Raw genomic sequence first — 11,438 nt, 5'->3', positions numbered from 1 at the left:
AGAGGGGCGGACCGATGAGATCAAACGGCATTCCCGTGGAGTTCGAGGACCTGCTGAGCCGCGCCGGCCGACGCGTGCTGGCGGGCACGCATCCTTTGTGCGGGGCGCTGGCCAACCCGCGCACGCGGTTCCTGGCGGCGGAAGACCTGCTCGATCGCGCCAAGGTGGCGCGCGTGCGGCGCACGCTGGAGGCCGAGCTGCCGGACGTGCTGGAACCGATCGAGAAGCCGATCCCGCCCGACACGATCTTCGAGATGAAGCAGGATTATGCCGAGCTGCTGCCCAAGAGCAGCCGCGCCCGTACCATCTATTTCGAGAGCCGCCGCGAACCGGGCGTGAAGGCCGCCGAGCGGATCGGTCTCGCCCGCATGATGCGATCACAAAGTTTTCGCGCCTTCGCCGAGGCGCTGGCGGGACGCAAGCTCAGATCGGGCTGGGGTCTGCAGGTGCTGCGCTATGGGCCCGGCGACTATGCCGGGCCGCACAACGACCACCACCCCGAGAACGACAAGGCGAAGGGCGGTTACATCGACCTGCATCTCAGCCTGTGCACCCCCGGCGTCGAACACCAGTGGCTGGTCTACAGCCGCGCCGGCCATTTCAGCGAGATCGTGTCGGTGGCCGGTCCCTCGACCGTGACGGCCTATCGCCTGCCGTTCTGGCACTACACGACGCCGCTGGTCGGCACCCCGAAGGCCGGCCGCTGGGTGCTGCTGGGGACGTTCCTGTATCGGTGAACGCCCCGATCAGTGGATTGACGAGAAGGGTCCCTCGCTGCGCTCGGGATGACAAGAGGTGGTTTGATCAACACCCTTTGTCATCCCGAGCGCAGCGAGGGACCTTTGTTGCCCGATCAATCCCGGTCCGGGGCGCCCAGCGGGAAGAGGGGACGGAACGGCCGCGCGTCGTCGACGCAGCGGGCGAAGGACGGTCTTGCGAGCAGGCGTGTGCGGTAGGCGCGCAGTACCGGATAGGATTCGGGAATCCGGTGCACCCAGTCGGCGTAGAAGAGCGACGGCGCGGCGGCGCAGTCGGCCATCGTGAACTCCGCGCCGATGGCCCAGGGGCGGCCGGCCAGCTCGGCATCGAGCCAGGCGTAGGAGCGATCGAGCTTCCCGATGGCCGCGTCGTGACCGTCCTTGCGCTTGATCGGATCGCCTGTGAGGGCTCCATCGACCGCGAGCTGCATCATGTTCATCACGTGCAGGTCGAAGAAGCGGTCGAGGAAGCGCACGTCGAGGGCCGCCATCGGGTCGGCGGGGATCAGGCGCACCGGGCCGGGATGCGCGAGCTGCAGATACTCGATGATGATGCTGGTCTCGACGACGGTGCGATCGCCGTCGACCAGAACCGGGAACTTCCGGAGCGGCCAGCGCTTCAGCCACTCGCCGACATGCCCGGGCGTGTCCTGCCCCAGCGCGCGGAACTCGAACGGCGTGCCGTTCTCGTAGAGCGCCATCAACACCTTCTGGGTGTAGGAGGAAAAGAGGTGGCCGTAGATCGCAAGCGACATTGCCGGGGGCTCCCGTTCAGCCGGTCTTCTTCCAGGAAGCGGCCCGCGCGAGCAAACGTTCCGCCCGGATGACGATCGGCAGGTCGACCATGCTGCCCTCGAAGGCCACCGCGCCCTCGCCGTTGGCCTTGGCGACCTCGAAGGCCGCCAGCAGGCGCCGGGCGCGGTCGAGCTCGGTTTCGGAGGCGCCGTATTCCTCGTTGATGATTGGCACGTGCGCGGGATGGATGCACGAGGCCGTGGTGAAGCCCAGTTCGCGGCCGCGCTTCAGACCGGCGCGATAGGACTCGAGATCGTCGATCTTGGCGAGCTGCCCCATCGAGCCCATCGGCAGGATGCCGGCGGCGCGGCAGGCGGCCAGTCCCTGCATGGCGAAGACGTACATGCTGTCGGCCGACGGGATCGCGCCCATGTCGGTGGCAAAATCCTCACCGCCGACCGACATGCCGGCCATGCGCGGCTCGGCGGCGATGGCGAAGAGATGCGGCAGGGCGGCCACCGTCTCGATCAGCACCAGGAAGCGCGTGTGGCCGATCTCCATGCCGAGCTGCCGCTCGCGCTCGGTCACCAGCTCGGCCAGCAGCCGCACGTGCTCGGGGCCCATCACCTTGGGCAGCATCAGTGCCGAGACGCCCGGCATCACGGCCGCCTCGATGTCGGGTACCGCCAGTTCGAGCGGCCGGTTGATGCGCACGACCACGTCGGCGCCGTCCTGCGCTACCCGCGGCACGGCGGCGGCGATCGCGGCACGCGCTTCGGCCTTCTTGGCCGGGATGATCGAATCCTCGAGATCGAGGATCAGCGCGTCGGCACCGCGGGTATGGGCCTTGGCGATGAAGCGTTCGGCCAGCACCGGCACGAACATCAGCGAACGCCAGTTGGGCGTGGGATGACTTGTCATTTCATGGCTCTCCGAAAAAATCAGCGCAGGCCGACGGGCACGACGCTGATCGAGTTCTGCGGGCTGCCCTCGATCACGCGGTCGGTATAGGTGAGATAGATGAGCGCGCGGCGCTTGGGATCGTAGAAGCGCACGACCTGGGTGGTCTTGAAGACCAGCGAGGCGCGCTCGCTGAACACTTCGTGCGGACTCTTGAGCTTCTCGGCCTTGTTGCCGTCGACCGGACCGACCTGGTGACAGGAGATCGAGGCATAGGGCGGATCTTCCGCGAGGCCAACCATGCCCTTCAGGCCGCCGGTGCGGGCGCGTGCGAGATAGCAGGTGATGCCCGCGAGGTCGGGATCGTCGAACGCCTCGACCACGATCTTGTCGTTGGGGCCCAGCCACTTGAAGCGATAGCCGACCGAGCCGATTTCCTCGGCCGCGGCGGGGAGCGCGACGAGGAGAGCGAGGACGGTGAGGATCGCGCGGAACATGTCAGACTCCTTTGGGGGCGGAACGGGTCGCGAGGAACAGGCCGGGCAGCACGAGGGCCGTTCCAATCAGATGGTACCATTGCGGCGCTTCGCCAAGGACGATCCAGGCGAGAATGCCGACATAGAGCGGACCGAGATACATCGACACGCTGCTGACCGAGGGGCCGAGTTCGCGCACGCAATAGGCGAAGGCGCCATATGCGCCGACGCCGGGAATGACGGCGAGCACCAGGAACGATGCCCAGGTGCGCCAGTCGGTGAGGTCTGGTGGTTGCCAGAGCAGCGCCTCGCCGATCGTGAAGGGCAACAGGACGAGCGAACCCGCAAAGGAGATGGCGCAAAGGCGCGTCAGCGGATCGAGCGCGCTCGGACGCGCCTTGAGCAGCACGGAGTAGAGGGCCCAGCAGGCCGAGGCGGCGGCAATCCAGAGATCGCCCTCGGTGAACTGCACCGAGAGAAGGTTCTCGATCCGGCCCTTGGCGAATACCGCGGCGACGCCGGCGAGGCAGAGAACGATGCCCGCGAGGCGGCCCGTCGTCAGCCGCTCGCGATAGAGCAGGCGACCGAGCGCCACGACCAGGATCGGCGAGGCGGCGTAGATGAGCCCGATGTTGAGCGCCGGCACGGACCGGGCGCCGATATAGACCCAGGCGCCGCAGATCCACATGCCGAGCGCGCCCAGCACCAGCAGGTCGCGCCATTCGCGCGTAAGCGCGTGGCGATGGCGCACCAGGCGCGGCCAGGCAAAGGGCAAGAGCAGCAGGGCCACGAAGAGCCAGCGTCCCAGCGCCAGTGCGTTCGGCGGCACGAACGTGGCATAGCGCGCCATCAGCATGTTGACGGCGAACATCGCGGGCGTGAGCAGCAGCAGTGTCCAGGCGATGCGACGACGGGTGAGAAACGACACGGTGGGGTTCTAGCACGGCAAGGTCTGGAAGCAGTCCATCGTCACATCTGGCTCCTGAAGCGCTCGATCAGCCAGTGCGCGGCGGGACCGGGCGGGCTGTCGATGCGGTGCAGGACGCGCAGCGGATAGGTCGCCGCCCACCAGTCGGAGAGATCCAGTTCGACGAGGCGCCCGGCCTCGATGTCGCCCGTGACCATCGGCGCCGGCATGCTGCCCCAGCCCACGCCGGCCAGCAGCAGCGCGTGCTTGGCGCCGAGATCGGCCAGCCGCCAGGTCTTGGGGCCGACCACGCCGAAATCCTGGCCCTCGGTCAGCTTCGAGCGATCGCTGAGGACGAGCTGGATGTGCTCGCGCGCCGCCCCTCGCGCCTGCCCGCCGAGGCGCGCCAGCGGGTGGAAGGGCGCGGCCACCGGCACCAGGCGGACGCCGCCGATGGCGATGCTCTCGGTGCCGTCGGCCGCCACGTTCGGGCCGCTGACCCCGATGGTCGCCGTGCCGTCGAGCACGAGCTGGGTGACGGCGCCCAGCGTCTCGACATGGAGCCGCAACGGCACGGTCGGAAACGTCGTCTGGAAGGCCTGCAGGGCGTCGACGAGGCGGGCGGTCGGCAGCATGACGTCGACCGCGAGCGAGACTTCGGCTTCCAGCCCTTCGAGCAGCCCCTTCACCTTGGCGCGCAGCATGTCGACGCCGTGCGTCACGGCGCGGGCCTCGGCCAGCACCGCCCGACCCGCCTGGGTGAGCTGGGGCTTGCGGGTGGCGACCCGGTCGAACAGCGGCAGGCCAAGCTGGGCCTCGAGATTGTCGATGGCGTAGGTGATCGCCGAGGTCGCGCGGTTGAGGCGGCGGGCGGCCGCGGCAAAGCTGCCGGCGTCGACCACGGCGAGCAGGACCTGAAGCTGGGCGAAGGAGGGCGTGCCGGGAGTCGTCATCATTTCTAAAATACTGAAAAGATCATTCAGTATTATACGGATTTTCATGAATAGAAGCCGCCCCTACATGTGCCCTGTCACCAAGGAGGGCGGCCATGACGGCTTCAAGCATCAGCACCAGCAGGCGCCAGCTCGTTTCCATCCATGAGGCGTTCCGGACCCTCGAAGGCGACGGGTTCGAAGTGCGCCGCGCCATTCCCTCGGACGCCTACGAGGCGATCGGCCCGTTCATCTTCCTCGACCAGTTCGGCCCGATCGACGTGCGGCCGGGCGAGGCCAAGGGCGCGTCGGCGCACCCGCATGCCGGCATCGAGACGCTCACCCTGCTGCTGGAAGGCAGCCAGACCCACAAGGACAGTCTCGGCAACACGAGCAGCATGCGGCCGGGCGAGGTCCAGTGGATGCGCGCCGGTCGCGGTGTGGTCCATGACGAGAGCCCCGACGATCGGCTGCGGCGCGAGGGCGGTCATGTCCATGGCGTTCAGCTCTGGATCAACATGCCCAAGGGATCGAAGCATGAGGAGCCGGCCTATCGGCATGTGACGGCGTCGGAAATTCCGACCTTCACGGGCGACGACGGGCGCGGGCTGGTGCGGGTCGTGGCCGGCGCTGTCGGCGACCTCACCGGGCCGATCGCGACCTCGGGCAATCCCTTCGTCGTGCACGCGTCGCTGAAGGCCGGCGCCAGGGTGGATCTACCGGTGGGTGGCGCGGCTGAACTCGGAGTCTACGTGATGGTGGGCGCCGCACGTGTCGGCGGCGACGACCGGCGGATCGAGGCCGGGCAACTCGCGCGGCTGACGGCGGGTGTCTCCCTCGAGATCGAGGCCGCATCGGACAGCGAGATCCTGCTGATCGGCGGTGATCCCCTCGATGCGCCCATCCTGCGCCACGGACCGTTCGTGATGAACTCGATCGACGAACTCGAACGAGCGGTGCGCGACTACCACGCCGGCCGGATGGGCCGGATCGCGGCCTGACGTTTCTCTTACCCTTCAATCTCAACCGATAACTGGAGACAGACATGACCAAGGTTCTCGTTCTTTACTATTCGAGCTACGGCCATATCGAGACGATGGCGGAGGCGGTCGCCGCCGGCGCGCGTGAGGCCGGTGCACAGGTCGACATCAAGCGCGTTCCCGAGACCGTGCCGGAAGCGGTGGCCAAGGCCGCGCACTTCAAGCTCGACCAGAAGGCTCCGGTCGCCAAGGTCGAGGATCTCGCCGGCTACGACGCGGTGATCGTCGGCACCGGCACGCGCTTCGGCCGCATGTCCTCGCAGATGGCGAGCTTCCTCGACCAGGCCGGTGGCCTGTGGGCCAAGGGTGCCCTGAACGGCAAGGTCGGCGGCGCCTTCACCTCGACGGCGACCCAGCATGGCGGCCAGGAGACGACGCTCTTCTCCATCATCACCAACCTGCTGCACTTCGGCATGGTGGTCGTCGGTCTCGACTATGGCTATGCCGGCCAGATGACGCTCGACGAGATCACCGGCGGCAGCCCCTATGGCGCCACCACGATCGCCGGCGGCACCGGTCAGCGCCAGCCGTCTGAGAACGAGCTGGCTGGCGCACGCTACCAGGGCCGCCGGGTCGCGGAGACGGCGAAGAAGCTCGCCGCCTGATCACTCGACGATCGGATCTCGAACACCGGCGTCGCGTCCCGCGACGCCGGGGGGCCGGATCAGCGAGATCAGGCCCGCCAGCGCAGCCAGACCGCCAAGCAGCAGGATCACGCCGCGGCAGGACGCCACGAGGGACGATGTCGGAACGTTGAGCGTGCTGCCTCCGCTATCTCCCAGCCCCAGCGCGAAGAGCGTCGAGGCGCCGGCGATCCCGGCGCTCATGCCGATCAGGCGCACCAGGTTCAGCACGCTACCCGCCTGGCCCGTCTGTTCGGGCGGCGCCGTCGCCATGATCGCGCTGGTGTTCGGGGAGATGAACAGGCCCTGTCCAACGCCGAACAGCGCCAGGGCCAGCGTCACCAGCGGCAGGTTCGCTGGCGACCCGTCAAGGAAGACATGGATCGTCGCGAGGCTCGCGATGCAGATCAGCATGCCGCAGAAGGTTGGCGCCCGGGCACCGAAGCGGTCGTAGAGGGCGCCCCCGACCGGCGCCAGCAGTCCCAGCATCACGGGCAGGATCGACAGCCGCAGGCCGGCCGCCAGGGCGGAATCGTCATAGATGCGCACGAGCGCAAACGGGATGAGGAAGAAAACCCCGAACAGCACGGCGTAGGACAGGAAGTTCGCGGCGTTGCCCAGCAGGAAGGCGCGCCTGGCCAGAAGATGCAGGTCGAGCAGCGGCGTCTGGGCACGGCGCTCGGCGCGGACGAAGAGGGCGAGGAAGACGATCCCGAACGCCACGCAGCCGATCAGGGCCGGTGACGTAAATCCCCAGGTATGGCCCTCGTTCAGGGCCGCCACGACCGCCGTCAGGGCCGGTGCGATCAGGAGCGCGCCATACCAGTCGAAGCGACCGGTTGCCGGCAACGCCTTGGTCTGGGGAAGAAGGAGCCAGCCCAGGATCACGCCGGCCAGGCCCATCGGCACGTTGATCCAGAAGGCCCACTGCCAGCCCAGCGTGTCGAGGATCAGGCCGCCGACGGCCGGCCCGGCGCCGAGGCCGATCGCCTGTGCCGCCGATTGCAGGCCGAGGCCACGCCCGCGTTCCTTCTCACCGGTGGCCATGACGATGATGGCAATGCTGTTCGACGTCAGCAGCGCGGCGCCGATGCTCTGCAGGATGCGGAAGAAGATCAGCATCGGAAGATCGGTCGCGAAACCGCACAGGCCCGAGCCGACGATGAAGAGGAAGAAGCCGCCGAGGTACAGCAGCTTGCGGCCGACCATGTCGGCCAGCCGCCCGAAGATCGGCGTGAACGATGCCATTGCCAGCAGATAGGCGACCGCGACCCAGCTCACGCTGCTGAGGCGCGCGCCGAATTCGACTTCGAGCCGCGGCAGCAGCACCTGCGTCATGCTGGCATCGATCTGGCCCATGCACGCGCCGATGCAGACCGTTGCGACGACGAACCAGCGGTACGAGGGCAGGCGGGCGATCGCCTGCAGCGGCGGCGGCTCGCGCCCCTGGGTCAGGGCCGCGCGAAACGTCCTGATCGAGAGCGGACCCGGTGAAGCATCGGTCAGGACTGACTCCGTTCGTGAGCGAGCCGCCCGCGCGGTGTGGCGGCACGGGACACGGTATCGCGCGGCGATCGTTTGACGCCAGTCGAATTCATGCGCGATGCTCCGGCGGAGGGGGCATTGAACCATGGCGCAGGCGGCATCACTGGCGAAGGTCCGGGCGCTCACCTTCGACGTCCAGGGCACCTGCGCCGATTTCTGCGGGCCGCTGCTGCGCAGGGGGGCCGAGGTCAACCGCGCCAAGCGACTCGAGATCGACTGGGGCGTCCTGTCCGCCGATTGGCGCCAGCTCTATCGCGCGGTCCTGGACCAGATCATCGCCGGGAAGCGGCCATGGCTCAGGGTAGATCGCATCTATCGCGAGACGCTGGATGACCTGCTCCAGCACCATGGCCTGTCGGCGACCTTCACCCCGGCTGAGCGCGACGCGCTGAACGAGGTCTGGGCCCGTCTCGATCCCTGGCCCGACAGTGTGGACGGGCTCGCGCGGCTGCGCCGGCGGTTCGTCATCTCGACGCTCTCCAATGCCGGCATGAGGACCATGGTCGCCGTGGTCAAGCATGCGGGGCTTCCCTTCGATGCCGTCCTGACGGCCGAACTGGCGCGGACCTACAAGCCTTCCCCTTCCGTCTACCAGCTCGCGGTCGATCTTCTCGGCTACCAGCCCGAGGAGATCATGATGGTGGCGTGCCACAAATACGATCTGAAGGCCGCGCGCGACTTCGGCATGCGCACGGCTTTCGTGGCGCGCCCGCTGGAATTCGGCCCGGACGTCCGGCCCGATGTCTCTCCCGAACCCTGGTTCGACGTCTTTGCGACCGACTTCGTCGCGCTCGCGGAGGCGCTGGGCGCCTAGCGCCTCACCAGGTCGGCTTCGTTTCGAACGTAGCCGGCGCCCTGGTCTCGCGCGCCGGCGGCGGCACTGTGGCGTCGAACGTATAGGTCGTGCCAACGGCCGACTGGCTGACGCGATCGCCATAGGCGTTGGCCAGCGCATGCAATGCCCGCCAACCGGTGCAGTGGCCGGTGATGAAGTAGCCGATGTCGAAGGGTTCGAGGGCTTCGACCGTCTGCGGAATGAGGCGCTCCATCACGCCACCGAGATGGAGGCCGCCCATGACGGCGTGGATCGGGAGGTCGGGGAACAATCGCTTCGCCTCGGTGCAGACGTTGACGATGCCGGCATGCGAGCAGGCGCTGAACACGACGAGGCCGAGTTCGCGCACGTTCACGATCAGCATGCGCTCGTCCATCAGGAACGGGTCGGGCCGCCACTCCTCGGAATTGTCCTTGCGGCAGAGATGGTCCTCGCGGCCCTTCTCGAAGGCGCTGACCCGGGGAATCTCGCCGCTGTAGTAGAAGTGGCCGTCAAGCAGGGTGCGCGCCCGGCCGTCGTTGGCAACTCGCGCGCCCTGGGCCTCCATCTGGGCGGGCGTGGGGACGCGGGCGGCCGGGAAGATCGTGCCGTCCTGCAGCAGCACGCCGCGCTCGTTGAACATGTCGGGATTGACGTTGACCGTCACGCTGCCCCGGGCGCGGCGCCTGGCGATGGCGTCGAGCGCCGCGGGGAGGGCGCCCATGTGATCCCAGTGGCCGTGGGTGACGGCAATCTCCTCGACCTCGCCCAGATCGATCGCCATGTTGCGGCAGTTGCGAATGAAGGCCGCTCCCTCGGTGCCGGTGTCGAACAGCAACGTGTGCTGCCTGGCGCCGATCCTCGTCCTGAGGCGCAGGCCGTAGCCGAGATTGGCCACCAGCAGCGTCTCACCGGAAATCTCCCCGGCACCCGCCCTCAGGATGTTCGCCATCTCCGACACGGCGAACGCGGGCTTGCTCGCATAGGTGTCGCTCATATTGTCGGTGATGACATCGACGATCAGCGAATCGACGGCGGCAAGGTCGGACATGAGGGGAAGTCTCCTGTGTCAGAGTGCCGAAACGAGGGGACGGGCGAGATAGCGGACGGTCTTGGTGCCGTCATGGATGGACGCCTGTCCGACCTCGACGAAGCCGAGGGCCGCATGAAACGCATCCGAGGCCGGATTGGGCGGGTTGGAATTGACTTCGCAGACGACGCGCTCATGGCCGGCGTCGATGGCGGCTTCAAACAGGTCTTCGTACAGACGGTTCGCCAGGCCGCGTTTGCGCATGGCCGGAGCGACGACGATGCGATCGACATAGACGAAGCGTGGATAGCGTTCGCGGAACCAGAGGTAGTTCGGACTGTCGTAGTCGGCGTCCTGGTCGAAGGCCAAGAGGAAGGCGGCGACGTTGCCGGCGCGGCGGGCGTGGAAGGCCTGCCCCAGGAGATGCCGCAGCCGCGCGGCGTCGAGCCAGGAAAGCTCGACGGCATGTTGATTGTTGAGGGCGAGGAGGTCAGCCTCGTCGCCCGCGGAAACGCTGGCCAGGTCGGTCAGGCGTTCGTCTCCTTCAGGAACTTGATCAGCAGGCGACTCACTTCGGCAGCCTGCTCCTGCTGCACCCAGTGGCCTGCGCCTTCGACCATGTGGATTTCCTTCATGTTGGTGCAGGCGCTCTTCTGCATCTTCTCCAGCGCGCCCGGCGACTGGTAGTTGCCCCAGTCGCTCTTGCCGGAGATGAAGGTCGAGGGCTGGTCGACGGTGCGGCCGGTGAAGATCTCGAGTTCGGGCGTCACGCGCCCACTGGTGCGGGCGCGATACCAGTTGAGGCCGCCCTGGAAGCCGGTGCGCTCATACTCGCCGGCATAGACCGCGAGTTCGTCGTCGGTGAGCCACCTGGCGGCGGCGATCTCCTCGGCCGTCGGCATCTCCTTGGCGACGGTCTCGGCCATGCCTTCGGCAAGATCCATGATGTAATAGGTCGGCATCTTCGCCAGTTCCTCGGCGGTCCAGCCCTTCAGTTCGTAGGGCTTGTTCGCCTTCCAGTCGGCGCTCTTGTAGTGATAGTAGGCGCGCAGGAAATTGTGCAGCCCCTGCCTGGCGTGCCACTGCTCCTCGTTGGCTTCGCGCGTCGACTGGTACCACTGGTAATGCTTGCGCGGGCGCGGCAGCGCTGCCAGCGCGGCATGGACGTCCGGCGCCTTGGGCGAAGCAGGCTTGCCAGCCGTGTCGAAGGGAACGGCCGAGGGGCCCGAAAAGGGCGCGCTCATCAGCACCATGCGCTTGAAGATGTCGGGCCGCACCAGCGAGGCGTAGGAGGCGACCGAGGAGCCGAAATCGTGCCCGACTGCGGCCTCGGCGGTGCGATGACCCAGCGCATAAAGCACGCCGATCGCATCGCGCAGCAGGTTGGTGAAGCGGAAGCCGATCTGGTCGGCATCGAAGTCGGCGCTCCAGCCCGTGGTGCGGCCATAGCCGCGCAGATCGGGCGCGATGGCGTGATAGCCCGCATCGGCCAGCGCCGGCAGGACCTTGCGCCAGCTGTAGGCGATCTCGGGGAAGCCGTGGAACAGCATCACGGCCGGTGCCTTCCGGTCGAAGCCGGCTTCGAGCACGTGGATGTCGAGGCCGTTGATGCCGGGCAGGATGCGGGCGCGAACGCCGGCGGGGAGGACGGAAGCGGGGAGCGGTTGCATCCGGCGAG

At 67.6% G+C, this 11,438-nt stretch carries 13 protein-coding genes; 4 read left to right on the top strand and 9 right to left on the bottom strand.

Translation table 11 applies throughout. The features are described from left to right. Window positions 1-14: 14 nt before the first annotated feature. On the top strand, window positions 15-737 hold the full coding sequence (locus Q7V45_RS15640; RefSeq protein WP_304853731.1) for a hypothetical protein: 723 nt from the start codon (window positions 15-17) through the stop codon (window positions 735-737). Between the two features lie 116 nt (window positions 738-853). Here the strand turns inward: Q7V45_RS15640 and Q7V45_RS15635 are convergent, their stop codons facing one another. Genes Q7V45_RS15635 through Q7V45_RS15615 form a run of 5 tightly spaced genes read right to left on the bottom strand, consistent with a single transcriptional unit; the run spans window position 854 to window position 4,729 of the window. Continuing rightward, window positions 854-1,513: a glutathione S-transferase family protein gene (locus Q7V45_RS15635; protein WP_304853730.1), complete on the bottom strand. Its 660-nt coding sequence runs from the start codon at window positions 1,511-1,513 to the stop codon at window positions 854-856. Between the two features lie 16 nt (window positions 1,514-1,529). Continuing rightward, window positions 1,530-2,414 (bottom strand): CoA ester lyase, encoded by an 885-nt coding sequence (locus tag Q7V45_RS15630; RefSeq protein ID WP_304853728.1) that lies wholly within the window; start codon window positions 2,412-2,414, stop codon window positions 1,530-1,532. A gap of 20 nt (window positions 2,415-2,434) precedes the next feature. Continuing rightward, window positions 2,435-2,890, bottom strand: coding sequence for a CreA family protein (locus Q7V45_RS15625; protein WP_304853726.1), 456 nt, complete (start codon window positions 2,888-2,890; stop codon window positions 2,435-2,437). 1 nt (window position 2,891) lies between these two features. Next, window positions 2,892-3,797 carry a DMT family transporter gene (locus Q7V45_RS15620; protein ID WP_304853724.1) on the bottom strand — a complete coding sequence of 302 codons (906 nt, stop codon included), beginning with the start codon at window positions 3,795-3,797 and terminating at the stop codon, window positions 2,892-2,894. A 41-nt stretch (window positions 3,798-3,838) separates the two neighbouring features. Continuing rightward, a complete protein-coding gene (locus Q7V45_RS15615) occupies window positions 3,839-4,729 on the bottom strand; it encodes a LysR family transcriptional regulator (RefSeq protein ID WP_304853831.1) in 891 nt (296 codons plus the stop codon). Window positions 4,730-4,824: 95 nt separating this feature from the next. Between Q7V45_RS15615 and Q7V45_RS15610 the strand changes: the two genes are divergently transcribed. Both Q7V45_RS15610 and wrbA read left to right on the top strand, forming a co-directional pair. Beyond that, window positions 4,825-5,709, top strand: coding sequence for a pirin family protein (locus Q7V45_RS15610; RefSeq protein WP_304853723.1), 885 nt, complete (start codon window positions 4,825-4,827; stop codon window positions 5,707-5,709). Between the two features lie 44 nt (window positions 5,710-5,753). After that, window positions 5,754-6,353, top strand: a complete 600-nt coding sequence (gene wrbA, locus Q7V45_RS15605) for an NAD(P)H:quinone oxidoreductase (RefSeq protein WP_304853722.1) — start codon at window positions 5,754-5,756, stop codon at window positions 6,351-6,353. On the opposite strand, the gene Q7V45_RS15600 is transcribed toward wrbA, so the two are convergent. After that, entirely contained in the window at window positions 6,354-8,003 is a 1,650-nt protein-coding gene (locus Q7V45_RS15600; RefSeq protein ID WP_304853829.1) for an MFS transporter, read from the bottom strand. Between Q7V45_RS15600 and Q7V45_RS15595 the strand changes: the two genes are divergently transcribed. Further along, window positions 8,002-8,730 (top strand): haloacid dehalogenase type II, encoded by a 729-nt coding sequence (locus tag Q7V45_RS15595; RefSeq protein WP_304853721.1) that lies wholly within the window; start codon window positions 8,002-8,004, stop codon window positions 8,728-8,730. The two genes, Q7V45_RS15600 and Q7V45_RS15595, sit on opposite strands and share 2 nt — an antisense overlap. A gap of 4 nt (window positions 8,731-8,734) precedes the next feature. Here Q7V45_RS15595 and Q7V45_RS15590 read toward each other — a convergent pair whose 3' ends face one another. Genes Q7V45_RS15590 through Q7V45_RS15580 form a run of 3 tightly spaced genes read right to left on the bottom strand, consistent with a single transcriptional unit; the run spans window position 8,735 to window position 11,430 of the window. Continuing rightward, window positions 8,735-9,781 (bottom strand): MBL fold metallo-hydrolase, encoded by a 1,047-nt coding sequence (locus tag Q7V45_RS15590; protein WP_304853719.1) that lies wholly within the window; start codon window positions 9,779-9,781, stop codon window positions 8,735-8,737. 18 nt (window positions 9,782-9,799) lie between these two features. Beyond that, complete coding sequence (locus Q7V45_RS15585) at window positions 9,800-10,291, bottom strand: GNAT family N-acetyltransferase (protein WP_304853827.1); 492 nt, start codon at window positions 10,289-10,291, stop codon at window positions 9,800-9,802. Then, on the bottom strand, window positions 10,288-11,430 hold the full coding sequence (locus Q7V45_RS15580) for an alpha/beta fold hydrolase (protein WP_304853718.1): 1,143 nt from the start codon (window positions 11,428-11,430) through the stop codon (window positions 10,288-10,290). Before Q7V45_RS15580 ends, Q7V45_RS15585 begins: the two co-directional genes overlap by 4 nt. Window positions 11,431-11,438 lie beyond the last annotated feature (8 nt).

It is taken from the genome of Reyranella sp., from assembly GCF_030651995.1.
GTDB lineage: Bacteria > Pseudomonadota > Alphaproteobacteria > Reyranellales > Reyranellaceae > Reyranella.
The sequence above is the reverse complement of the archived record's forward strand: the minus strand, read 5'-3'. Positions and strand labels throughout refer to the sequence as shown.

Bases quoted from the DNA above. Each gene is read 5' to 3' on its own strand.
- Q7V45_RS15615 (WP_304853831.1), bottom strand. From the start codon at position 4,729: ATGACGACTCCCGGCACGCCCTCCTTCGCCCAGCTTCAGGTCCTGCTC.
- Q7V45_RS15630 (WP_304853728.1), bottom strand. From the start codon at position 2,414: ATGACAAGTCATCCCACGCCCAACTGGCGTTCGCTGATGTTCGTGCCG.
- Q7V45_RS15590 (WP_304853719.1), bottom strand. From the start codon at position 9,781: ATGTCCGACCTTGCCGCCGTCGATTCGCTGATCGTCGATGTCATCACC.
- Q7V45_RS15580 (WP_304853718.1), bottom strand. From the start codon at position 11,430: ATGCAACCGCTCCCCGCTTCCGTCCTCCCCGCCGGCGTTCGCGCCCGC.
- Q7V45_RS15635 (WP_304853730.1), bottom strand. From the start codon at position 1,513: ATGTCGCTTGCGATCTACGGCCACCTCTTTTCCTCCTACACCCAGAAG.
- wrbA (WP_304853722.1), top strand. From the start codon at position 5,754: ATGACCAAGGTTCTCGTTCTTTACTATTCGAGCTACGGCCATATCGAG.
- Q7V45_RS15640 (WP_304853731.1), top strand. From the start codon at position 15: ATGAGATCAAACGGCATTCCCGTGGAGTTCGAGGACCTGCTGAGCCGC.
- Q7V45_RS15625 (WP_304853726.1), bottom strand. From the start codon at position 2,890: ATGTTCCGCGCGATCCTCACCGTCCTCGCTCTCCTCGTCGCGCTCCCC.
- Q7V45_RS15595 (WP_304853721.1), top strand. From the start codon at position 8,002: ATGGCGCAGGCGGCATCACTGGCGAAGGTCCGGGCGCTCACCTTCGAC.
- Q7V45_RS15610 (WP_304853723.1), top strand. From the start codon at position 4,825: ATGACGGCTTCAAGCATCAGCACCAGCAGGCGCCAGCTCGTTTCCATC.
- Q7V45_RS15600 (WP_304853829.1), bottom strand. From the start codon at position 8,003: ATGGTTCAATGCCCCCTCCGCCGGAGCATCGCGCATGAATTCGACTGG.